The organism is Peptoniphilus faecalis, assembly GCF_012976305.1.
GTDB classification, from domain to species: Bacteria; Bacillota; Clostridia; order Tissierellales; family Peptoniphilaceae; genus Peptoniphilus_A; species Peptoniphilus_A faecalis.
In genome coordinates, this window is the sequence record NZ_JABDSR010000021.1 from 1 (window position 1) to 22,544 (window position 22,544).

A 22,544-nucleotide genomic window follows, 5' to 3' on the forward strand; every position below is an offset into this window, starting at 1 on the left:
ACTCCTTGGTATTTGGTTGCAACTATATTTTATAGGAATGTGATTTCTATGTCTATTTTTTATACATTTCCATACAAAAATAGTGCTGATGATTTCTCACCAACACTATTTATTATAGAACCTTTTTAAGGAGCTTCGGCTCCTTTTTTATTTGCACTTTTACATATATTTTAAATATATTTTAAATAAATTTTTAAAAAATGCCCCTTTCCTTTGATAAAACCTTTTCATTGTATTGCAATGAAATAAGAGGTGATAGTTATGAAGTTTGATACTATGGGTCTAGACAATGCTCTTTTAAAGAGTTTAAAGGACTACATAGATACTTTTGATAATAAGGAAAACAATATTATAAGTATTCTTCACTACGCTCAAGATATTTTTGGATACCTTCCAAAGGAACTCCAAGTTTACATTGCAAGACTTACAAATCTTCCTGCAAGTAGAATAAATGGAATTGTAACTTTTTATTCCTTCTTCAATGAAAATAAAATGGGCAAATTTAAAGTTGATGTCTGCCTTGGCACTGCTTGTTTTGTTAAGGGCTCTGAAGAAATTATGAAGGCCTTTAAAGATGAACTTAGCGTTGATGGCGATGGACTTAGCGAAGATGGTCTCTTTAATGTAAATTCTATTAGATGCGTTGGAGCTTGTGGCATTGGTCCAGTAGTTCGCGTAAACGACAAGATTTATGGTCATGTTGAAGTTAGTGATGTCAAAGAAATTATAAAGGCACACAGAAATGAATTAGCTACAGAAGAAAATTAATTTATAGATTTCAAAGGAGGTAGTTATGGCAAAAATAGATTCCTTGGAAAAACTTATTTCTATAAAAGAATCAAGATATCACCAAACTATTTTAAGAGATATAGGCGACATGCCTGACGATGATGTTATAGAAATTTTTATAACTGGCAATGAAAGAGAAAAATATGCAGAAATAGAAAAAGTTTTTGACGACTTAAAGAGCTTTGTCCGCGAAAAGGGCATGCGAAACTGCAAATTTTTATTTAAAGACGACCCCAATCAAAAGGAAAAGTTTAACATTGAAATAAGATTTAATGTCTGCGCAAATGTCAAGAGCAACTCCCTTGACACTGAAGCCATAAAGGATTTTATTTTAAATGTTGCTTCTGTTAAGAGTCAGACTCTTGAGTACGAAAAAGAGGTGACCTATGAATAATTTGAGATTACAAGTACTTATTTGCAAGGGAACGGGCTGCGTCTCTGCAAGAAGTGATTTAATTAAAGAAAATTTTGACAAGGCAATTGAACATTACAAAATCAAAGATGTGGAAGCCATGATAACTGGTTGCTTTGGCTTTTGCGGCGAAGGTCCCATTGTAAAGGTTGAGCCCGACAATGTCTTTTACACTCATGTAAAACCTAGCGATGTAAACGAAATTGTGGCGGAACACATCCTTCATGGTAGACCTGTCAAGAGACTTCTCTACAAGAACCCAAAGAATAAGGAGCCAATTTACAATCAAAAGGAAATGAGTTTTTACGGCAAACAAACTCGTGTTGCCTTAAAAAACTGCGGCAAAATTGACCCAGAAAATATTGAGGACTACATATCCTACGACGGCTACCAAGCTCTCTTTAAAGTTTTAACTGAAATGAGCCCGCAAGAAGTCATAGACATAATTAAAGTATCTGGACTTCGCGTTCGTGGCGGCGGTGGTTTTCCTACTGGCATTAAATGGCAAAATACATATAATTCTCCAGGTCATGAAAAATATATTTTCTGCAACGCTGACGAAGGCGACCCTGGTGCCTTTATGGATAGGAGTATTTTGGAAGGCGACCCCAACTCCATTGTTGAGGCTATGACAATTGGCGGCTACGCAACTGGTGCAAACCACGGAGTGGTCTACATTAGAGCAGAGTATCCCCTTGCCATTCATAGACTTAAGACTGCAATTTCTCAAGCAAGAGATTATGGCTTCTTAGGAAAAAATATTTTTAATTCTGGTTTTGACTTTGATATTGAAATTAGATACGGTGCTGGTGCCTTTGTCTGCGGCGAAGAAACTGCCCTCATTCACTCTGTGGAAGGCAAGAGAGGCGAACCTACGAGAAAGCCTCCTTTCCCTAGCGTAAAGGGCTATATGGGTAAGCCTACAACTGTAAATAATGTTGAAACCTATGCAAATATTCCAAAGATTATTTTAAAGGGAACTGACTGGTTCACTTCCATGGGAACAGAAAAATCTAAGGGCACAAAGGTCTTTGCCCTAGCTGGCAAAGTAAACAACGTTGGACTTGTTGAAGTGCCTATGGGCATAACTATTCGTGAAATTGTCTACGACATCGGTGGCGGTATTCCCAATGGCAAGAAGTTTAAGGCAGTGCAAATTGGTGGACCTTCTGGCGGAATGATCACCAAGGAAAATATTGACACTCCAATTGATTATGAAAACTTAAAAGAAATTGGCGCCATGATGGGTTCAGGCGGACTAATTGTCATGGACGAAGACAACGACATGGTTGAGATTGCAAAATTTTATCTTGAATTTACCCAAGACGAGTCCTGCGGCAAATGCACACCTTGTCGACTTGGCACAAAGAGGCTTCTTGAAATGCTAAAAAATCTTTTAGATGACAAGGGATCAGATGAAGATTTGCAAAAAATTGAAGACCTCTGTCACAACATCATAAACTCAGCTGCCTGTGGACTTGGACAAACTGCACCAAACCCAATTTTATCTACTATGAAATATTTCCCTGATGAATATTTAAAATATGCTAGACACGAAGTGAGGAGAGCCTACAAGATAAATAAGGACAAGTGCATTGGCTGTCACAGATGTGCAAGGGAATGCCCTGTCAAGTGCATATCAGGAAAGCCAAAGGAAAAACACGAAATTAATGAGGACAAGTGCATAGCCTGCGGAACTTGCTTTAAGACATGTCCTGTAGGTGCAGTTGTGGAACCTAAATAGAGGTGAATTATGATAAATTGTGTTATTAATGATAAAAACTTAAAAGTTAAGGAAGGCACGACAATCTTAGAAGCTGCAAAAGAAATTGGCATCGACATCCCTACACTTTGTCATATGAAGCTTCCTAACTTTAATTATGAAAATAAACCTTCAAGTTGTAGAATTTGTATGGTTGAAGTTGTGGGAAGGCCAAAACTTTGCACAGCTTGCTCTGAAGAAATAACTGAAGGCATGATAGTAAATACTGACACGCCAAGGGCAGTTGAAGCGAGAAAAATTAACCTAGAGCTTCTCCTTTCCAACCACCCTAAGGACTGCTTAGTATGTCCCAAAAATTTAAACTGCGAACTTCAAGCCTTGGCAGAAAAAATGGGCATAAGAGAAATTGCCTACAAGGGCGAGAGAATGCAACATAAGGTGGATGCATCTTCCAACTCTATTTACAGAAATCCAAATAAGTGTGTAATGTGTAGAAGATGCGAAACAATGTGTAACGAAGTTCAAACTGTGGGAACACTTAGCGGACTAAATCGTGGTTTCGATGCCATAGTTGCCCCTGCCTTTAACATTCCCCTAAGAGAAAGTTCCTGTACCTTCTGCGGACAATGTGTGGCAGTTTGCCCAACAGGTGCAATAGTAGAAATTGATGCAACGGCAAAAGTTTTTAATGCCATAAAAAATCCAAAGAAGCATGTAGTAGTACAAGTTGCCCCATCAATTAGAGTTGCCATTGGAGAGCTCTTTGACATGGAGCCAGGCCAAGTTACAACAGGAAAACTTGTCACTGCTCTTAGAAAGCTTGGCTTTGATGTAGTCTTTGACACAGACTTTTCAGCCGACTTGACAGTTATGGAAGAGGCAAGCGAACTTGTTGACAGAATTAAAAACAACAAAACTCTTCCAATTTTGACTTCCTGCTGCCCTGCCTGGGTTAGATTTATAGAAATGAATTATCCTGATATGTTAGACATACCTTCAAGCTGTAAGTCCCCACAAATTATGATGGGGTCCATGGTAAAAACTTATTACGCAAATAAAACAGGCATCCCTGCCAAGGACATTGTTATGGTTTCAGTAATGCCTTGCACAGCAAAGAAGGCTGAAGCAGCAAGGTCAGAACTTGGAACCAAGGATATTCGCGATGTGGACTATGTCCTTTCAACTAGAGAGCTTGGCAGAATGATCAAACTTTACGGCATAGACTTTAACGGACTTGAAGAAGGCAAATTTGATAAATTAATGGGCGAATCTTCCGGTGCAGGAACAATTTTTGGCACAACTGGCGGCGTAATTGAAGCAGCCATAAGAACTGCCAGCGAATGGTTAACTGGCGAAGAGCTAGAAAAAATTGAATTTGAAGAATTAAGAGGTCTTAAGGGCATAAGAGGTGCAGAAGTTAAAATTAGCGACTTAAATTTAAAAGTTGGCATAGCTCACGGACTTGGCAACGCCAGAAAATTATTAGATGGAATAAAGAGCAAGAAGTACGACTTCCATGCCATAGAAATTATGGCTTGCCCTGGCGGCTGCATTGGTGGCGGCGGTCAACCTTACCACCATGGTCACGAAGAAATTCTTTTGAAAAGACAAAGGGCACTTTACGAAATTGACAAAAATAAAAAAATTAGAAAGGCTCATGAAAATCCAATGATAAAAGAAATCTACAAAAATTATTTAGGAAGGCCTTATGGCGAAAGAGCTCACGATTTGCTTCACACATCATATATTCCAAGAGAAAAAATTTAATGAGATAAAAAAATGGCTCTATAATATCTGTTGGGGAGTAAATCTCTAACAGATATTTTTATGTAGACGAATTGTCAAATCAAATGCAACACCTATGGTAAGAAAGAGACTGTGAAATAATTTGTGTATAGAAACTCCTCCTGAACATTGATTTGAATTTTATAGAATGTGAGGGTTATGTATTAAAAGAACTTTACGAAAACAATAAAATTGATTGTTTTGTTAGTATTGATGTTATTTCAGATTATATGGATATGAAATCTACTGAAAAATTGGAATTGCGAGATGATTTAATTTTAGTAGTGACTCCAAAATCTATTCTAGGTAATAAATATGATGATGCTATGTTAACTTTCAAATTAGATAATCCTCTAAAATTTGACGCTAACGAAATAAAAAACAAAAAAATAATTTCTGGACAAAATACTCAAGCTCTTCATACCTGAATAACAAAAATTATTTAAAACTATAAACTGCATCCAAAATCATTTATGCACTTTAGAAATATAAATAATATTCTTGAACTAGTTAAAAGTGGTCAAGGCATTACCTTTATACCAAAATATTATATAAAAAAAGGTCCTAAAATGAATAACTGTATCTTCTTTACTGAAGACAATGAGCTATTCCGCTACAGGCGTATGTTGTTTTATAGAAAAGACAAATATACTGATTTCTACAAACAATTTGGAGAGTTAATCCTAAAAGATATTTTTAGCAACTTATCCTAAATCCTTTTTCAGTAATTCTGTTTTTTATTTTTTGTTAAATAGTTTGCTAATTCAATTAACATAAATCACAAATAGATTCCCATAATAAGTTTTGGGAATCTATTTTTAAGTAGGTAATTATAATTTAAATAATTTTTGCCATTATTAGAATATTAAAAATTATATTTGATGAAAAACCTGCAAATATACCTCCAATTGTATGACTAATTAAAGCTTTATTAGTTAATTCTCGCGCATTTATTGATGACATCATTGCAATATGTGTGGATAAATATCCACTCCAACACATTATTATTGATGTAAATACAGCTAAATCTTTTGCAGTTACTAAACCCTTTTCAATTAATGACGGTATTAATGCAACGGCTGCTCCCGCACTTCCAAGAGATGTTATAACTACAGATATTGATTGAGATGATTTAAATCCAAATATTGGTTTTATTATAAAATGAAGTTTATCCCCAACAAAAGGAAGAATGGGTACACCTTGATTTATTGAACCATCATATATATTATTCGGTCCTATTCCATTTGTAATTAATAAAACAAAACTACAAATAATAAGAACCCCTGGTATTATTTGAACGCCGAGATCAACGCCCTTCATACCACCGTCTAATAATGAGTTTATAACCCTTTCAAATAAAGTCTTATTTACTGGATTGTTTTTGGCGTTTGTATATTCTTTTTCTAATTTTAAGCTTTTTTCATCTTTTTCAAAATCTTTAGTAAGTTTAAGCATTATTCTTACACTTACAACACTACCTAAGATTGCCCCTATATTTCCTACTATGGCTGCGAGTACAGAATGATTAATATTCATACCCATAACTGTGGTTGTCACTATTAGCCCCATTCCAAAAGATGTTCCTAAGTTTGTGATTGCAGGAAACTCATTTCTTTTAAAATAATTTTTATAACCTTCATTTTTAGCTAATGTTAATACTGCTGGGTTGTCTGACAGATAACACATTAATATTGACCAAGCTGCTGCACCTGGCAGATTATAAATAGGTTTCATTAATCTTGAAAGTTTTTTACTAACCCATTCAATTACATTAAACTCGAATAATAATTCACCTAATCCTCCAGTAATTACAGAAATAGCCATTATATAAAAGCATACATTAATTAATAGGTCATAGGAAGTATTAAGGATTGTTTGAATCATATTCACAAACCCCATTTTATATCCAATAAATCCAAAAAGGAGTATGAAACTAATTATAAACAAGCCGTCTTTGTAGTTATTGTCTGTTTTTCTTAAATTAGTTACCACTAAACTCTCCTCGCTTATCAATAAATTTTTATTCCAGTTTTGTCAAAATTTTTTCAACTAATATTCTTAAGTCATCAATTGATTTAATACTGACTTCTTCATGGGTAGTATGTGCCCCGATGATGTTAGCTCCTATGCTAACCATATCTATATTAGGCATTTTTTCCTTAAATACTGCACATTCAAGACCCGCGTGTATTGACTCTAAAATTGGTTTTTTCCCAAATAATTCCTCATAACATTGGGCCGTTATATCTTTGATTTTTGAATCTGTATTAAGTTCCCACGCTGGATAAGAAGATTTTATTTCAAAGTTAAATTTAACAAGATTAGCCATGTTTTTAATTTTATTTACAAAATAATCCATTTCGCTTTGCATTGAAGACCTGAATAATATTTCTAACTCAATTTCATCATCTTTAGTCTTTAATACGGCATTTGTTAAACTAGTTTGAACCATTCCATCAATGCTTTGACTCATCTTTTGAACTCCATAAGGGAGAATTGTGAATAAATCAATAATTGATTTTTCTAGCTCTTTAGAAAAAACCTTATTTATTTTAGTTTTTTCTAAATTAAATTTAATTATATCTTTTTCTTTTGGATGTTCACTCTTTAGTTCATTTTCTACACTCTTAATAATTTTTTTTATCGGCTGATCATCTTTTAGTGTGAATAATATTTTTCCGTGTTGAGGAATGACGTTATTAGCTTCTCCACCTTCAAAATCGGATAATCTAAATCCTTTTAATTCTCTTAATTTAATCAAAAGTCTTGACATGGCATGTATTGCACTAAGTCTATTTTTGCCAATATCTAACCCCGAATGACCTCCTAATAGGTTTTTAATAGTCACTTCATAACCCATGGTATCCTGTGCTTCATATGATAACTTTTTTCTTAAAAAGACATTAGTTCCACCAGCGCAGCTTAGCAATATATGACCTGCTTCTTCTCCATCTACATTTATTAGAGTTTTACCTTTTATTTTAGATGTATCAAAATAAGAAGCACCGTCAAGACCAGTTTCTTCATTGGTAGTAAATAATACTTCAAGTGGTGGATGTTTTATATCATTGTTTTCCAACAAATATAAACAGAGTGCTACACCAATTCCGTTGTCTGCTCCAAGAGATGTTTTATTGGCACTTATTTTATCTCCATCTATAATTAAGTCTATTGGGTCTTTTGTAAAATCGTGATCTGAACCATCTTCTTTTACACATACCATATCTGTGTGACACTGAATTATAACAGGGTTTTTAGTGTAATTGTTACCATCTTTTTTAACTAAGACATTATATAATTTGTCACTGCTTGCCTCTAAATTATTTTCTTTTGCAAAATCTAATATATAGTTACAAATTTCTTTTTCATTTCCTGACTCTCTAGGAATCTTTGATATATCTTTAAATAATTCTATTATTCTGCTCATGCTTCAACTCTCGCTTTGCTGTCTTTACCGTGTCTAGCTCTCATTAACAATGCGTATACAAGTGAGCAAATTATCATATTCTTCACAACAGAAGCTATAGGTATCATAGTTGGTATGATTTGGAAATCTAGTACGAACGCATATATTCCACCTAACAACCAAACTATTATAGCTATAGGATTAATGATTTCATTTTTTTGTAAAGAAATTCCAGAGCTTATACCTATCCTAGGTAATACAAAGAAATCTGATATCATTATTCCCAGAACTGGAACTATAAAACAACCAAAAGCTAGCATTATGTTTGCATAAAGTCCTATATTTATAAAAGCTGCAACCACTGATGCAATTACTCCCAGAGTTATCGCTACGGCCCACCTTCTAAGTTTAGGGAACATTTCTGTAAATGCTAATGAGGCACTGTATAATGCATTATCATTACTTGTCCAAGCTCCTAAAATAACCATTATAAGACCTGCTACACCACCAATTTGAACCATAACGGTTGCGAATTCTCCTGATTGAACATGAAGAGCTAATATAATTGCACATATTGGTTGACAAATAGCTAATGGTAGACCTATTAAATATAAGCCTTTAAAGTTATCAGATTTTTTCTTTGAAAACCTCATTACATCTGGTGCGTTAACAGCACCTGCTGCCATTGCCCCAACTAAAACTGAAATTATTACTGACATATGAACTGGTTCACCAATAGGAGCTCTTTCCATAAGTTCTATGAAATCTGTTCCATCTTGCATTATTACTCTTATGGCGTTATATAGCATAAATCCAAAAGTATAAATTACTGTTGGCATACTCAATGCTTCTATTCCTTTGTATCCTATAGTTGCTGTAATTATCATCAGAAATCCAAATATGATACACATCACTGGTATATTACCAAACCATATAGCATGAACACTTTCTGCCAATGCTCTAACGTTGATAGCAAACCATCCAACATTTACAATTAATGAAATTAATGATACAACATGAGAACCTCTTCTTCCAAAACTTTGTTTTGCAATCATATAGGTACTTAAGCCTGTTTCAGTACCTATACTTCCTTGTAAAGCAGTTAATGCTAAAAAAGTAAAGAACGCAATTATTAAAACAATAACACTGTTTTTGAATGATAATCCAGAAATTACAGCTAACCCATCTAATATAGCAGCAATACTAATATAAATACCAGTCCAAACCATTGCTATAGAGTACCAAGGTTTACGTCTTTCTCTTGGAATAGGTTGTGTTGGGAAGTCTTCACTTCTATCCATAAATTCCACTATTCTTGACCCTAAGTCTTTCATAAAAACCTCCTATTTATATTTTATGTAGTTAGAGCAAGCGATTTATGCTTGCTCTATTGAATTCTTTTTAAATTATTTCCCCAATTTTTTGCTGTATTCTTTTAATTCTTCGTTTACAACTCTTCCTTTGTCCCAAATTTGTTCTCCATCCATCCATACACTTGAATTTAAACAAATACCATCTAAGTGAGTTTTTGCTGGAATTCCATCTGGTGGACAATCAACTGGGCTTAGATAACCAAATCCCCATTGAGTACATCCCCAAATTCTTTCATCTTCACAAATATTTCCTGATAATTGTGCTTTTGGATTTACCCCGTAAGAAATATGAACTGGTCTATACATGTTAGGGTCATCAAAACTCTTTAACCATTCTGAGAATTGAGTTGCTTGTCTGCCACCTTCAATCTTTGTTGCTACACCATTTTCGATAGTAATCTTAACTGGTTCTTCTAGTAATCCACAAGGAGGAGTCAATGATCCATCAAAAACTATAGTTCCATTAATAGTTTCAAATTTAGGGAACCAACAAATTTGTCCTGGCATAAAAGTTAATCCTGGTTTATCAGCTTCTCCAAGGTCACAATAAATTTTTCTAGAAGGTTCATTTTCAAAAGATATATCTGTTCCTGCTGGAGTAGTTACTCTCATTTTCTTAGCATTCTTAGTCATTTCTGTAAGTTTTCTCATATATGCTTCCATGTTTTTGTCAACTTCACCAATTATCTTAACAAATAATTCTTCGTCAAGGTCAACTAAACACATATATCTAAGCTTTTCATTACCTTCAACTGCTTTTTCAAATGGTGTTGAATATAAAAGCCAACCTTTGTTAAACTCAACCCAACAATCAGTGTTAAGTAATGCCCCAGTTAATGCTTCAACAGGTACTTTTGCATCTGTATCTTTTCCAACGCCATCAGGTGTTGCTAACCAAACTACCATAGGTTTTGCTCCACAAGCCTTAGCTGCTGATGCACTTGCTCTAACTATATGTTCATTTGAAGAAGTGTCTGCTGTTATTACAATTGTTTCTCCCTCTTTAATTTGGAACATATCTCTCATTAGTATCATTGCTGCACTAAATACTTCCATTTCTAACTTATACATAATCTCTCTCCTTTTCTAAATATAATTATCCTTGAATTCATTCTTTTCTTCTTGGATTACTAACATTGTGTTTGTGTCTACAACACCTTTGATTTTTAAAATACTGTCATGAAAATCTTTAAATTTTTCTGTAGAACTTGTATGTACTCTAAGAAATATTCCTTTATCTCCTGTTATTCTACACACTGATTCAATATAAATTCCTTTTTCTTTAAGCTTTAAAATGTTTTCAATAGTTTTATTAAAATCTATAGTACAAACATTAACTAAAACATAGGAGTCAAGTGGAAGCCCTATTTTCGAATAATCAATTATTGCCTCATATCCCTCAATAACTTTCCCTTCTTCTAGTTTAGAAACTCTTTTGTTAATTGCTGGCCTGGAAAAATTTAAAAATTCAGCTATATCCTGATGAGGAGTTTTACCATTTGATTTTAAGATACTTAATATCTTTAAATCAATATCATCCACCTTAGAAAACATTACCACCACCTCTTTAACCTTTATTTATATATAATAAGTTACCATACAGTAATTTTAATTGCAAATATTTGTCAGCTTTTTCACATTTTGTAACCATTATTATCCACTTTATCGCATTTTTTAAATGAATTGTTACTTTTTAGAAATAATTAATAAAATATCGTTTTCATCGTGTTTATATTACTAATGTCTTTTATCTTTTTTATTATTAATATTTTTAATTTGTCTCAAATTTTCTTGTTTATATACTGATCATATACTCACAGTTAAAATATAATAAACCCTAATAATGGCTCTTAAGTATTGATTTTTAAATGAAAAGAGAGACTTGAGTTAACGATTCCCCCCAACATTTGACATAGAGCCCAAAAAAACCGCAACATATGCTGCGGTTTTTAGTCATTTTATTAAGCTTTTAATTTAAGCCCGAGGATTAATACCATCCTCTAAGTTTCATAGCTTTGTCGATAGATTGAATAGCGTACATGTAAACTCCTTCTCTAGGAACTACATCATATTCATCACAAACACCGAATACGCCTTTGATAGCTTTCATCATGTCAGCTTCTTGTTTCTCTTCAACTTCAGCTTCAGTCCAATACATTCCGTATTGGTTTTGAACCCATTCATAATAAGAAACAAGAACTCCACCAGAGTTAGTTAAAATATCTGGAGTTAGAGGAATTCCTCTTTCCATAAGAACTTTATCTCCTTCTGGAGTAGTAGGACCATTAGCAGCTTCACAAACTAATTTAACATTAAGTTTTTGAGCTACATCGCCAGTAATTACATTTTCAAGAGCAGCTGGAATTAAGATATCCCATTCGCCAGTCCAGAAATCATCAGAAGAAATTTGTTTTGCGTCTGGATAACCAATTAATGTGTGATGTTCGTTCTTATATTCAATAAGTTTTTTGAAATCTAGTCCATTTTCATTGTATAGAGCGTAGTTTCCTTCTTTTTTGTCCCATTCAGCTAGAGCGTAAACTTTTCCGCCTTGTCTTTCAATATTTTTAACTGTGAAAGATCCAACATTACCAAAGCCTTGAACTGCTATTTTAGCATGTTTGAAATCAATTCCTTCACGTTTAGCAGCTTCTCTAGTTACTACAGCAACACCAAAACCTGTTGCTTCGTTTCTTCCTTCAGATCCACCAAGTCCAACTGGCTTGCCTGTGAAAGTTCCTATATCTTGTCTGTCTCCGTTTAATTTGATGTATTCATCAATAAACCAAGACATAACTTGTCCATTAGTGTTAACGTCTGGTGCTGGAATATCAATTCTTTCACCAAGATATTTATAAAGTCCTCTTACCCAACCTCTTGAAAGTTGTTCTAATTCTCTATCAGATAATTCAGATGGATCTACACAAATTCCACCTTTTCCTCCACCATATGGAAGACCAAGTGCTCCACCTTTGAAAGTCATCCAAAGAGAAAGAGCTTTAACTTCATCAAGGTTTACATTTGGATGGAATCTAACTCCACCTTTTGCTGGACCAACTGCTGTTGAGTGAGCTGATCTCCAACCTTTAAAAGTTTTAACTGAACCATCATCCATTTTTACTGGAATAGAAATTTCAATAACTCTTTCAGGTTCTTTTAGAATTTCATAAACTGCTGGGTCGCAACCTAACTTGTCGCATGCAGCCTTAACTTTTTGTTGAGCTGCTACTAACGGATTTAAAGTATCTGTCATTTTTTTAACACTCTCCTTATGTATAATCATGGTAACCATTTCTTACAGTCTTAATTATATCAAATAGAAATATTAAGTTCAAGAAGTGGGGTTAAGTTTAACTATTTGTTTGGATTTGTACTTTTAGTTTTATGAATTATTTTTTTTTCGTAAAAAATAATCTAAATTGTAAACAATAGTAAATGTTTTTTTTTTATTTTTTTATTTGATTATTTTTTTTTTTGCATAACTTTCTTAAATATAATAAGATATTTTTGTCTGTAATCATTTTCACTAGTTCAAAAAGTATAAAATATAAATTTCAAAATCCTACTATAATCTGAATTTATAAAATTTTATTTTATTTTTAGCTTAATTTTCTCTTTGATATAGTGTATTATACCTTAAGAGGTGTTTTTATGAACTCAAGCATAATAAGTCTTAAAAAATGGATTTTTTCAAAAACTTTTGGTAGGAAACTTCTATCAGTCATAGTATGCAATATAATTCTTGCTTTTTCCGTAGTTTACATAATAAAACCAAATTTACTAATATCTGGAGGTCTAACAGGTACAAGTATATTGATTTCAAATGTTACAGGGCTAAGTCTTCCAATGTTAATATTTTTGCTAAATATACCTACTTCAATATTAAGCATGTTTTTCTTGGATAGAGACTTTACATTTTTCTCTACACTTTCAATTTTGTTGCTATCTATATTTGCATCCTTTTACCAAAAAATCGCTCCAGGGTTTTATTTAACTAAGGAGCCTATACTCGCTTGTGTCTTTGGCGGCATTTTAAACGGAGCTGGCATGGGTATTGCCTTCAGAAATGGAGCTTCAACTGGCGGTCTTGATATTGTCGCTGCAATTTTAAAGAAAAAATTTAACATCACTATTGGAAATGTCCTTATGGGAATTAATTTTATAATAGTTAGTTCCTTAGGTTATTTCTTTACCTTTGACAAAGTGCTCTTCACTTTGATTTTAATGTTTATAAATTACAATGTTGTAGATAAAATTCAACTTGGCGTTGGAAAACAAAAACAAATCTTCATAATTTCTGAAAAAAATGAAGATATTGCAAAAGAAATTCACAAAGAAATACATAGAGGATCAACTTTTATCAATGGTATAACTTCTTACAAGAAAAAGAATGTCTACATCTTATATGTTGTTTGCTCCTCGAGACAACTTGTGAGGGTTCGTCAAATTATTAAAGAACATGATCCCGAAGCCTTTGTTTCAGTTTCCGACACATCAGAAATTTTAGGCAATGGCTTTAAAGAACTTTCGATTTAAAATTTAATTTTGTAACGCTAAAAACTTTGTAATAAAAACCACGACAATGGAAATAAATCCAAAATCGTGGTTTATTTATTTTATCATTTGCCCCGCTGCCATATATATTCCGATTAAGCTCCAATCGTAAATTATATGGATAAGATAGGTTACTGTAAGATTTTTAGAAATAACATAGGACATAGATAACCCCGTTCTTATAATTGAAATAATCAAAACTGCTTGTAAAATATTATAATTATATGTGGAAAGGTGCATTGCTCCAAAAATCACCGATGAAAGTACTATTGCAAAAATTGTTTTTAAAATATTATTTTCAGATTTTATTTTATTTATCACAAATAAAAAGGGAATTATAAAAATTATTTCTTCTGCAATAAATTGTATTAGCGTCGATATAAAAAAACTCTTAAAATTGTCTGGAGTCAATACGTCAAAAATCGGATTAATATCTGCCTTTATTCCCAGCTTTTCTACTACAATTGATGATATTATAACTGCGATAATAGAAAAACCAAGCCCAATAATTATATAAAATAAGTCCCTCATTTTTAATCGCAAAAATATTTTAACTATAAAGTATTTATCTACAATTACTAGTGAAAGTAGAGAAATTATGCTAACTGCAAGAGCCATTATTATTTCATTTTTAATATCAAAAATATAAAATAAAAGACTTACTCCATAAAAAGAGCCTATGGAAATCATAAGTGCAAGTATCCACTTCCATGTCTTTGCTTCTATTTTAGGATATTCTCTTTTCATTTAGCACCAAACCTTATAAAACCCTCATCTGTCAAAAGATAATTTAGCGGTATATCATATTCTTCATGTGCTAATTTCCCTAAAATTTGCTCAGAATAACCAATACCCATTCTTATTGTTTCAACCTTTGCAAAAAATTTGTCGTAAAATCCTCCTCCATAGCCTAGTCTATAACCATCTTTGTCAAAGGCAAGTCCTGGTGTAATAGTTAAATCTACATCTACTACCTCTTTGCCCTCCTTAGGTTCCAAAATTCCCATTTTGTTTGGCTCTAAGTCATCTATCCCCTTAACTTCAACTGCAATCATCTCCCTATTCTTTACAAGTGGCACCAAAAGCTTTTTACCATCCTTTAAAATCATGTTTATAATTTCTTTTGTATCAACTTCACTTTTATAAGATATAAAAATAAATACAGATTTTGCATTTTTATAAATTTCTAAATTTTTAAGACTTTCTCTAATCTTTTTATCTTTTTCATCTCTATTTTTAATTCCTTCTCTAAGTTTTGAATATTTTTTCCTAAGTTCCCCTTTATCCATTTAAATCTCCTTATTTTCACAAATTTCTGTATAATCACAATTTTTGCAGTCGCTCCTAGAATTATAATCACCAGAGGTAATACTATTTGTCATTGCAATTATTTCAGCTTCAACTTTTTTTAGAAGTTCACATAGTTCATCTTCTGTAAAGTAATTCCTCCTTTTGTCATCTCTCGGCAAAATGTCAGAATTTTTTATCACAGTTGTAAGTTCTGCTTTTTTTACAGATCCATAAATTGCACTTGCTATTTTTTTACCCACTTTTATTCTAGAAATAGCATAAATTGGCATTTGAAAAGATTTTAAATCTTCTATTTCCTTTTTAGTCCTAATATTTGACCTCTTATAGTCAATTAAAATCTCACTCTCGCCCAAGGAATCAATCCTATCAATTCTTCCCTTTATTTTTATTCCAGAAATATCTGTATCTATTTTTTCTTCAAAATATTTTGGCATAAAACCATATTTTTTTTGCTCCTCTAAATCACTTTTAATATATTCACTTAAAGTATTGAAGGAATTTATAACAGAAATTTTTTCTAAAAAAGAAAGATTATTAAAATCCCCCAAATTTTCTTCTTCTAAAATCAATTCCTTTAGAGTTTCAATCTTTAAATCCCTTTCCCTCTTGAAATATTTTTCTAAAATATGATGATACTTATCGCCAGTCCTCTGATAATATTTTTCATCATAGTCCTTTTCAAGTTTTTCAATTTTATAAACTTTCTCAAATAAAAATCTCCTTGGACACTCCTTTAAGGTGTCAAAATCTGTAACATAATAATTTCTCTCCCTTATTTTTTTGTTAATTCCAGCAAGTTCTTCCCTTGAAACATTATAATTTAACTCCTCACGTGAATTGTTAAAATCAATATTTGAAGTAGAATAAATTTTTTCATGCTCTTGTATTTTTAACCCTAAATCAAAAATTAATTTGTTTAAAAGTTTTGAAAGGCCTTTATCATAATCATCTATTAAAATAAAAACTTCCTCTGACATAATTAAATCGTAGATGAGATAGATGTAATCCCTCGTAAAATTATCTTTGATTAGTCCAATTTCCCTCATGTCCTCTTCAGATTCTCTATTGTAAAGGAAGTTGTTTTTTACATTTCTCTCAAAATTTTGATCAAATCCAATTAAAAATAAATTTTTAAATTCTCTATAATAATTTGATGAATAGTTTGAAATTTCAATTCCCTCTAAGTTTTGGATTGCATCTGTCTTTGATTTTTCAATGTACTTTTTTGTTATCAAAACAAAATCAAAGAGTGAAATCTCACTATAAAGCGAAGAAAGTTTTTTCATTTTTGAGAAACTTTCTTTCATTTTTTCGAGAAACCTTAAATCTCTAATTGCAAAAGTTTCGGGATTTGTTTCTACCTCATCTGCAATTTTTATTTTTATACAATCTAAATATTCGCCGAAAAAATTTAGGTAGTAATCTATATTTGCAGTCTCTTTTATGACTTCATCCTGTAAAATTTCAACTCCCCTTAAAAAATTATCTATTGAGTTAGAATTTACTGTAATACTTTTTACCTTGGAAAAATCTATATCATATAAATTCTTAAAATCATAGGACAAAAAGGCCTTTTCAAGGTCGATCAAGTCGCATTCAAGGGGAAAATATGAAAGTCTCACGCGTTTTATTGTGTTTTCCCTGCTTTTATCTTTAAAATATTCCAACAAAGTCATAAATTCGCTTTCTAAAAGAGATCTCTCACTGCATTTCACATTAAACTCCAGATTTTCAAAATTTTCACGAGATTTTATTTTATAGGCAAGTCCTCTTGAACCAGTTAAAACTCCTATGTCCTCGACTTTTTTATTTTTAAGCGTCATTTTTATTTTTGAGAAAAATAAATTGTAGAAATCGCCCTTTGACGAAATTGCATATATTTCCTTGGCCTTTAAATACTCTTTATAGTCCAAAAATGTCTTTTCTTCTAAAATAAAATCAAGATCCTTTAAACTTTTTATAGTAGAAGAAACTAATTCTGACTTAAAAAAGTTAAAAGGAATATCAATGTAAATATTTTTATTGGAAATTTTAGATAGTTTCTTTATAATTTCTTCTTCACTTTTTCTAAATTCCAAAAATCCTGAGATGATAAAAGTATCAAAAAGAGTTCCTTCCATTGACTGATCCTTTATCCTGCCATAAATATCATATCCTCTTTTTTCAAAATAATCTTTGTAAATTCGAAAAACTTTCCCAAGATTTTTAAAAATTTCACCATCTATCGTTAAAATATCTTCACTGCATAAATTATTTTCTACTATGTCGTCGAAAAAATCCAAGATGATATCCACAGTTTCAGGGAAAATTAACCTATCGCCAAAATTATCTTTTAAAATTTTAGAAAGAATTATGTATTTTAAAATTGAATCGGGTTTGTACCTGCGTATTTTCTTGCCAATGCCATCAAAGGTATCAAACTCGGTCTTTGTGATATCTACTTTATTTTCTAGCATATCCCTTATATAAAAATTTATTGCAGATTGAGAGGGCAAGATTATCAAAGTTTTCTTGCCCTTTAAATTTGCAAAATCAAATTTTTCCCTTGGATTTCTAAAAATTATTTTTTTCATTTAAAATCTCACCTAAATTTACGTCAAAAATTTCTTCTGCAATATGCATCATTTTTTCTCCTGGAAGGTAAATAAATTTCTTTCCTAACAAATTTTTTAGCTTATCGCTCTCAAAGACAAGAGCGTAATTGTGCAAAAATTGACTGTTCAATCCCTTATCTATAAAAATTTTATTAGCTTTATCATCTCCATACTTTCTATCGCCAATGATAAACAAGTTTTTTTCCTTTAATGAAGCCCTAATCTGATGCGTCCTTCCCGTAATTAAATTCACAGAAAGAAGAGAATAACCACCTCTATTTTTTAGCACGTGGAATTTTGTAATTGACCTCTTGCCTTGGTCGCTAGATTTTTTCATCACATTGTTTTTTGTCTTAACTAAATTTATATCCACATCAAAATCACTTTTCACATTTCCAGAAACAATGGTGATATAATACTTTTTTATCTCATGATTTTTTATAGCTTCATTTAAAATTTGTAAAGTTTTTAAATTTTTAGCTCCAATTAAAATTCCAGAAGTATTTCTATCAAGTCTATTCACAAAGGCAGGTCTAAAGGATTTTTCAAGTCTTGGACTGTATTCCCCCTTTTCAATTAAATAGTCCACCATTCTGTCGAGAGCATTATCTTGATAGGTGCTGATGTCGTTGTGAGTTAGCATATTCACTGGCTTTTTTACCAATATTATATCCTCATCTTCATATAAAATATTGGGAAGCTTTGAGTTCTTAGATTTTTTTATATCTTTTTTAAATTTATTAATTGTATCTTCTGACAAGAATAATTTTATCCTATCCCCTTCATCAATAATATCCTCTGGTTTTGCCCTTTTGCCATTTAACACAATATTTTTCTTCCTTAAATTTTTATATATAAAGGAAAGTGGCGCCTTCTCAAAATAAATTTTAAGAAACCTGTCTAGCCTTCTTCCACCATCATTTTTATTTACAATAATTTCTCTCATAATTTCTCCAACTTTTATTTTTTCAACTTTACTGTTATAATTATATCAAAACAAGATGAAAAGAGGTTTATTTTGAATAATTTTAATAGAGGCAAGCTCTTTTTTATTAAATTTTTACAAATTTTATTGTCAATTTTGTTTTTCTTAGCCTTGGTTTTCATAATCAAGTGGAGAATTGACTCTCTTTATCTAAACTCAATTTCAAGTCGCAAGGTACAAATAAGCATTATAGACGAGTTTACAAATACCGCAAATGAAATTTTCATTGCAACTGGACTTAAAGATGAAAAATCTGTAAAGCCAATTGTTGCTTTAGACGAGAGCAAAGAAAAAGAAAAGAAAGAATCTGACAATACCACAACAAAAATCACAGTTCCTGAAGGCACAAATGTTGATGAACTTGGCGAAATTTTAATGTCAAAGGGTTTAATAAAAGATTTGAATGCTTATAAAACATTAGTTGACGATATGCAAATTGGAAATAAAATTGTTCCCGGCACTTACGATTTAAACAAAGGATTAAAGGTAAGGGAAGTTCTTGCTAAAATTTCTAACACAAATTTAAAGACCTACAACATAAATATTGACACAGGCGCAACTCCAGCCGATGTTGCAAAAACACTTATGGAAAATGGAGTAATAGTTTCACAACAAGCCTTTGTAGATTCCTGCAACAACCTTGGCGTAACTGCCTTTGCACCTGGAACACACGAAATTTTAATGCCATCAAAAGTGGCAAATATAATTAAATCACTTACTAAAAATTAATCTGCGGGAAACTGCAGATTAATTTATTTTTACCAATGGATATTATAGATAAGTTGTGATATATTTTAAAAAAGAATGGAGGATATTATGCACAAAAGTAGAATTAATAGACTAATAAAAAATATGGAAGAAAATAATCTGGCTCACATGATAATAAGCGACCCTTATGCAATTTTTTATTTTTTAGGCAAAAAAATTGAACCTGGAGAAAGAGCCCTTGCACTTTACATTCATAAAGACGGAGACATCGAGCTTTTAATAAACGAATTATTTCCACAAGATGACGAAATTGGAGCACATCTAATTTGGTATAACGACATTGAAGATGGTATTGAAAAGCTTTCAAAATACATTAAAGACGACAAGACAATTGGCATAGACAAGTTTTGGTCTGCTAAATTTTTGCTTCGCCTTCAAGAAATTTTCCCCGACAAAAAATACATTAACGGTTCAAACATTGTAGACGCAGTAAGACGCATTAAGGACAAAGAAGAAATAAAATTGATGCGTGAATCTTCTATGATAAATGACAAGGTTATGGAAGAACTTATACCTTGGGTTTCAAAGGGACTTAACGAAAGACAACTTAGTGCAAAGCTAAAAGAAATATATAAATCACATGGCATTGAAGAAGTTTCCTTTGAACCAATCACAGCTTACGGAAGATCAGCTGCAGACCCTCACCACTCCACAGATGACACTTATGGCAAGCTTGGCGACTGCGTAGTTTTAGATATTGGCGGAATGTATAAAAATTACGCATCTGACATGACACGCACAGTTTTCATAGGAGAGGTAAGTGACAGAGCAAGAGAAATCTATGAAATCGTGAAAGAAGCCAATCTTCGTGGTATTGCAGCGGCAAAACCTGGCAACAAAATGTCTGATGTGGACAAAGCTGCAAGAAATTATATCGAAGAAAAGGGTTACGGAAAATATTTCACTCACAGAACTGGTCACTCCATTGGACTTGAAACTCACGAAGCTGGCGATGTTTCATCTGTAAATGATAGCATAATAGAAATTGGACAAATTTTTTCTGTTGAACCTGGAATATATTTATTAGACGAAGGCATTGGTGTACGAATCGAAGACTTGGTGCTAATAACAGAAGATGGTTGCGAAGTTTTAAACCACGTTTCAAAGGATTTAAAAGTAGTACCAGTAGAATAAACTTTATATAAATAGGCTCTATAATATCTGTTAGAGATTACTCACAGCAAATATTATAGAGCCTTTATTTTAAGTCTACTCAATGTTTAACATAAAGTCTTTTAGAATGGTGACCCATGCGCGATTCGAACGCGCGACACCTTGATTAAAAGTCAAGTGCTCTGCCGACTGAGCTAATGGGTCTAAAAAATATTAAATTTTCAACAAAAAATCTGTGATAATCACAGATTAAAAAATGGCGGAGAGGAAGGGATTCGAACCCTTGTGGGCTTGCACCCTAACGGTTTTCAAGACCGCCCCGTTATGACCACTTCGGTACCTCTCCATAAATATAAATTTTTAAAATGGTGACCCATGCGCGATTCGAACGCGCGACACCTTGATTAAAAGTCAAGTGCTCTGCCGACTGAGCTAATGGGTCTAACTAATTTGGCTGGGGTGGCAGGACTCGAACCTACGCATGCCAGAGTCAAAGTCTGGTGCCTTACCGACTTGGCTACACCCCAATATCATTGGGTTTGGCGCACCTAGGAGGATTCGAACCCCCGGCACACGGATTAGAAGTCCGTTGCTCTATCCTACTGAGCTATAGGTGCTTATATGGAGCGGGTGAAGGGAATCGAACCCTCGCAACCAGCTTGGAAGGCTGGGGCTCTACCACTGAGCTACACCCGCATAGGATTTTTAATTTTATTGGTGGAGGAGAGTGGATTTGAACCACTGAAAGCTAAGCTAACGGATTTACAGTCCGTCCCCTTTGGCCAACTCGGGAACTCCTCCATGAAATCCCCTACAAGTCTTTTGGAGCTGGTGGGAGGACTTGAACCCCTAACCTACTGATTACAAGTCAGTTGCTCTACCAATTGAGCTACACCAGCATCTCTTGCTTACATAATATATTTATACTATATTGGCGACCTGGATCGGGCTCGAACCGACGACCTCCAGCGTGACAGGCTGGCATTCTAACCAACTGAACTACCAGGCCATTTTGGTGGACACAATAGGGCTCGAACCTATGACCCCCTGCTTGTAAGGCAGATGCTCTCCCAACTGAGCTATGCGTCCATCTGGTGACCCTGCCGAGAATCGAACTCGGGATACCACCGTGAAAGGGTGGTGTCTTAACCGCTTGACCACAGGGCCTTATATGGTAGCGGTTTATGTAACACAAACCGTATTTTAAAATGGTAGCGGCGAAGAGATTTGAACTCCTGACACTACGGGTATGAACCGTATGCTCTAGCCAACTGAGCTACGCCGCCATATGTTTTTATGGTAGCGGGAGAAGGATTTGAACCTCCGGCCTTCGGGTTATGAGCCCGACGAGCTACCAGACTGCTCCATCCCGCGTCATTTTTTACCCGGCTACTATTCTTCTTTTTGGTGCCGAGAATCGGAATCGAACCGATACGGTGTTTTACCACCGCAGGATTTTAAGTCCTGTGCGTCTGCCAGTTCCGCCACCCCGGCTTATCTTTTTTACTGGCTCTCAGGGTGGGACTCGAACCCACAGCCTACCGGTTAACAGCCGGTTGCTCCACCATTGAGCTACCTAAGACTATTGGGACTTTTGTCCCTTTCTGGCGATAACTTACTCTCCCAGGTCGTTGCCAACCAAGTACCATCAGCGGACTAATGCTTAACTTCTGTGTTCGGCATGGTTACAGGTGTGTCCATTGTCCTATTCTCACCAGATTCCTTAAAACT

General features: G+C 33.3%; 18 protein-coding genes, 15 tRNA genes and 1 rRNA gene. 8 read left to right on the forward strand and 26 right to left on the reverse strand.

Annotated features, from left to right (window positions below; all coding sequences use genetic code 11):
- The first annotated feature begins 261 nt into the window (after positions 1-261).
- The 5 genes from HKO22_RS09980 (at position 262) to HKO22_RS10000 (ending at position 5,137) form a co-directional block, all read left to right on the forward strand.
- Positions 262-768: an NADH-quinone oxidoreductase subunit NuoE family protein gene (locus tag HKO22_RS09980; protein ID WP_169970385.1), complete on the forward strand. Its 507-nt coding sequence runs from the start codon at positions 262-264 to the stop codon at positions 766-768.
- Between the two features lie 25 nt (positions 769-793).
- Positions 794-1,183, forward strand: a complete 390-nt coding sequence (locus HKO22_RS09985) for a hypothetical protein (RefSeq protein WP_169970387.1) — start codon at positions 794-796, stop codon at positions 1,181-1,183.
- Complete coding sequence (locus HKO22_RS09990; protein WP_169970389.1) at positions 1,176-2,945, forward strand: NADH-quinone oxidoreductase subunit NuoF; 1,770 nt, start codon at positions 1,176-1,178, stop codon at positions 2,943-2,945. Before HKO22_RS09985 ends, HKO22_RS09990 begins: the two co-directional genes overlap by 8 nt.
- 9 nt (positions 2,946-2,954) lie before the next feature.
- The gene (locus tag HKO22_RS09995) at positions 2,955-4,691 is read left to right on the forward strand and encodes an NADH-dependent [FeFe] hydrogenase, group A6 (RefSeq protein WP_169970391.1); all 1,737 of its coding nucleotides are present in this window, start codon (positions 2,955-2,957) and stop codon (positions 4,689-4,691) included.
- Between the two features lie 152 nt (positions 4,692-4,843).
- Positions 4,844-5,137, forward strand: coding sequence for a hypothetical protein (locus HKO22_RS10000; RefSeq protein WP_169970393.1), 294 nt, complete (start codon positions 4,844-4,846; stop codon positions 5,135-5,137).
- 409 nt (positions 5,138-5,546) lie between these two features.
- Here HKO22_RS10000 and HKO22_RS10005 read toward each other — a convergent pair whose 3' ends face one another.
- The 6 genes from HKO22_RS10005 to HKO22_RS10030 all read right to left on the reverse strand — a co-directional run bounded on the left by HKO22_RS10005 (position 5,547) and on the right by HKO22_RS10030 (position 12,741).
- Positions 5,547-6,701, reverse strand: a complete 1,155-nt coding sequence (locus HKO22_RS10005) for a CD0519/CD1768 family membrane protein (RefSeq protein WP_169970395.1) — start codon at positions 6,699-6,701, stop codon at positions 5,547-5,549.
- Between the two features lie 28 nt (positions 6,702-6,729).
- Positions 6,730-8,136: a beta-Ala-His dipeptidase gene (gene pepD / locus HKO22_RS10010; protein WP_169970397.1), complete on the reverse strand. Its 1,407-nt coding sequence runs from the start codon at positions 8,134-8,136 to the stop codon at positions 6,730-6,732.
- Positions 8,133-9,449, reverse strand: coding sequence for a purine-cytosine permease family protein (locus HKO22_RS10015; RefSeq protein ID WP_169970399.1), 1,317 nt, complete (start codon positions 9,447-9,449; stop codon positions 8,133-8,135). The genes pepD and HKO22_RS10015 overlap by 4 nt, the downstream gene beginning before the upstream one ends.
- A 72-nt stretch (positions 9,450-9,521) precedes the next feature.
- On the reverse strand, positions 9,522-10,559 hold the full coding sequence (locus HKO22_RS10020) for a M29 family metallopeptidase (RefSeq protein WP_169970401.1): 1,038 nt from the start codon (positions 10,557-10,559) through the stop codon (positions 9,522-9,524).
- A gap of 15 nt (positions 10,560-10,574) precedes the next feature.
- The gene (locus HKO22_RS10025; protein ID WP_169970403.1) at positions 10,575-11,030 is read right to left on the reverse strand and encodes an Lrp/AsnC family transcriptional regulator; all 456 of its coding nucleotides are present in this window, start codon (positions 11,028-11,030) and stop codon (positions 10,575-10,577) included.
- Positions 11,031-11,475: 445 nt separating this feature from the next.
- Positions 11,476-12,741, reverse strand: coding sequence for a Glu/Leu/Phe/Val family dehydrogenase (locus HKO22_RS10030; RefSeq protein ID WP_075659358.1), 1,266 nt, complete (start codon positions 12,739-12,741; stop codon positions 11,476-11,478).
- 398 nt (positions 12,742-13,139) lie between these two features.
- Here HKO22_RS10030 and HKO22_RS10035 point away from each other — a divergent pair, with 398 nt between their 5' ends.
- On the forward strand, positions 13,140-14,024 hold the full coding sequence (locus HKO22_RS10035; RefSeq protein ID WP_075659359.1) for a YitT family protein: 885 nt from the start codon (positions 13,140-13,142) through the stop codon (positions 14,022-14,024).
- A 75-nt stretch (positions 14,025-14,099) separates the two neighbouring features.
- On the opposite strand, the gene HKO22_RS10040 is transcribed toward HKO22_RS10035, so the two are convergent.
- From HKO22_RS10040 to HKO22_RS10055, 4 genes are read right to left on the reverse strand one after another with little or no spacing between them, the layout of a single operon-like run.
- Positions 14,100-14,789, reverse strand: coding sequence for a CPBP family intramembrane glutamic endopeptidase (locus tag HKO22_RS10040; RefSeq protein ID WP_075659360.1), 690 nt, complete (start codon positions 14,787-14,789; stop codon positions 14,100-14,102).
- Positions 14,786-15,331, reverse strand: coding sequence for a 5-formyltetrahydrofolate cyclo-ligase (locus HKO22_RS10045; RefSeq protein WP_075659361.1), 546 nt, complete (start codon positions 15,329-15,331; stop codon positions 14,786-14,788). The genes HKO22_RS10040 and HKO22_RS10045 overlap by 4 nt, the downstream gene beginning before the upstream one ends.
- A complete protein-coding gene (locus HKO22_RS10050) occupies positions 15,332-17,926 on the reverse strand; it encodes a PD-(D/E)XK nuclease family protein (protein ID WP_169970405.1) in 2,595 nt (864 codons plus the stop codon).
- The gene (locus tag HKO22_RS10055) at positions 17,907-18,893 is read right to left on the reverse strand and encodes an RluA family pseudouridine synthase (protein ID WP_169970407.1); all 987 of its coding nucleotides are present in this window, start codon (positions 18,891-18,893) and stop codon (positions 17,907-17,909) included. The genes HKO22_RS10050 and HKO22_RS10055 overlap by 20 nt, the downstream gene beginning before the upstream one ends.
- 72 nt (positions 18,894-18,965) lie before the next feature.
- On the opposite strand from HKO22_RS10055, the gene HKO22_RS10060 reads away from it, so the two are divergent.
- Both HKO22_RS10060 and HKO22_RS10065 read left to right on the forward strand, forming a co-directional pair.
- Positions 18,966-19,661 carry an endolytic transglycosylase MltG gene (locus tag HKO22_RS10060; protein WP_169970409.1) on the forward strand — a complete coding sequence of 232 codons (696 nt, stop codon included), beginning with the start codon at positions 18,966-18,968 and terminating at the stop codon, positions 19,659-19,661.
- 87 nt (positions 19,662-19,748) lie between these two features.
- The gene (locus HKO22_RS10065) at positions 19,749-20,834 is read left to right on the forward strand and encodes a M24 family metallopeptidase (protein WP_169970411.1); all 1,086 of its coding nucleotides are present in this window, start codon (positions 19,749-19,751) and stop codon (positions 20,832-20,834) included.
- A 107-nt stretch (positions 20,835-20,941) separates the two neighbouring features.
- On the opposite strand, the gene HKO22_RS10070 is transcribed toward HKO22_RS10065, so the two are convergent.
- The 16 genes from HKO22_RS10070 to rrf form a co-directional block, all read right to left on the reverse strand.
- Positions 20,942-21,017, reverse strand: a tRNA-Lys gene (locus tag HKO22_RS10070).
- A 53-nt stretch (positions 21,018-21,070) separates the two neighbouring features.
- Positions 21,071-21,159, reverse strand: a tRNA-Ser gene (locus HKO22_RS10075).
- A gap of 20 nt (positions 21,160-21,179) precedes the next feature.
- A tRNA-Lys gene (locus HKO22_RS10080) sits at positions 21,180-21,255 on the reverse strand.
- A 9-nt stretch (positions 21,256-21,264) separates the two neighbouring features.
- Positions 21,265-21,340, reverse strand: a tRNA-Gln gene (locus tag HKO22_RS10085).
- A gap of 13 nt (positions 21,341-21,353) precedes the next feature.
- A tRNA-Arg gene (locus HKO22_RS10090) sits at positions 21,354-21,430 on the reverse strand.
- 5 nt (positions 21,431-21,435) lie between these two features.
- Positions 21,436-21,509 (reverse strand) — tRNA-Gly (locus HKO22_RS10095).
- 19 nt (positions 21,510-21,528) lie between these two features.
- Positions 21,529-21,614: transfer RNA gene (locus HKO22_RS10100), tRNA-Tyr, on the reverse strand.
- Positions 21,615-21,636: 22 nt separating this feature from the next.
- Positions 21,637-21,712: transfer RNA gene (locus HKO22_RS10105), tRNA-Thr, on the reverse strand.
- Between the two features lie 33 nt (positions 21,713-21,745).
- A tRNA-Asp gene (locus tag HKO22_RS10110) sits at positions 21,746-21,822 on the reverse strand.
- 4 nt (positions 21,823-21,826) lie between these two features.
- Positions 21,827-21,902, reverse strand: a tRNA-Val gene (locus HKO22_RS10115).
- Positions 21,903-21,905: 3 nt separating this feature from the next.
- Positions 21,906-21,980, reverse strand: a tRNA-Glu gene (locus HKO22_RS10120).
- A gap of 42 nt (positions 21,981-22,022) precedes the next feature.
- Positions 22,023-22,099: transfer RNA gene (locus HKO22_RS10125), tRNA-Met, on the reverse strand.
- An 11-nt stretch (positions 22,100-22,110) separates the two neighbouring features.
- A tRNA-Met gene (locus HKO22_RS10130) sits at positions 22,111-22,187 on the reverse strand.
- 31 nt (positions 22,188-22,218) lie between these two features.
- Positions 22,219-22,307 (reverse strand) — tRNA-Leu (locus HKO22_RS10135).
- 13 nt (positions 22,308-22,320) lie between these two features.
- A tRNA-Asn gene (locus HKO22_RS10140) sits at positions 22,321-22,395 on the reverse strand.
- Positions 22,396-22,415: 20 nt separating this feature from the next.
- A 5S ribosomal RNA gene (rrf, locus tag HKO22_RS10145) occupies positions 22,416-22,532 on the reverse strand.
- Positions 22,533-22,544 lie beyond the last annotated feature (12 nt).

Coding starts and splice junctions, on each gene's coding strand:
- HKO22_RS10015 (WP_169970399.1), bottom strand. CDS start 9,449: ATGAAAGACTTAGGGTCAAGAATAGTGGAATTTATGGATAGAAGTGAA.
- HKO22_RS09990 (WP_169970389.1), top strand. CDS start 1,176: ATGAATAATTTGAGATTACAAGTACTTATTTGCAAGGGAACGGGCTGC.
- HKO22_RS09995 (WP_169970391.1), top strand. CDS start 2,955: ATGATAAATTGTGTTATTAATGATAAAAACTTAAAAGTTAAGGAAGGC.
- HKO22_RS10045 (WP_075659361.1), bottom strand. CDS start 15,331: ATGGATAAAGGGGAACTTAGGAAAAAATATTCAAAACTTAGAGAAGGA.
- HKO22_RS10050 (WP_169970405.1), bottom strand. CDS start 17,926: ATGAAAAAAATAATTTTTAGAAATCCAAGGGAAAAATTTGATTTTGCA.
- HKO22_RS10065 (WP_169970411.1), top strand. CDS start 19,749: ATGCACAAAAGTAGAATTAATAGACTAATAAAAAATATGGAAGAAAAT.
- HKO22_RS10035 (WP_075659359.1), top strand. CDS start 13,140: ATGAACTCAAGCATAATAAGTCTTAAAAAATGGATTTTTTCAAAAACT.
- HKO22_RS10020 (WP_169970401.1), bottom strand. CDS start 10,559: ATGTATAAGTTAGAAATGGAAGTATTTAGTGCAGCAATGATACTAATG.
- HKO22_RS09985 (WP_169970387.1), top strand. CDS start 794: ATGGCAAAAATAGATTCCTTGGAAAAACTTATTTCTATAAAAGAATCA.
- HKO22_RS10040 (WP_075659360.1), bottom strand. CDS start 14,789: ATGAAAAGAGAATATCCTAAAATAGAAGCAAAGACATGGAAGTGGATA.
- HKO22_RS09980 (WP_169970385.1), top strand. CDS start 262: ATGAAGTTTGATACTATGGGTCTAGACAATGCTCTTTTAAAGAGTTTA.
- pepD (WP_169970397.1), bottom strand. CDS start 8,136: ATGAGCAGAATAATAGAATTATTTAAAGATATATCAAAGATTCCTAGA.
- HKO22_RS10030 (WP_075659358.1), bottom strand. CDS start 12,741: ATGACAGATACTTTAAATCCGTTAGTAGCAGCTCAACAAAAAGTTAAG.
- HKO22_RS10055 (WP_169970407.1), bottom strand. CDS start 18,893: ATGAGAGAAATTATTGTAAATAAAAATGATGGTGGAAGAAGGCTAGAC.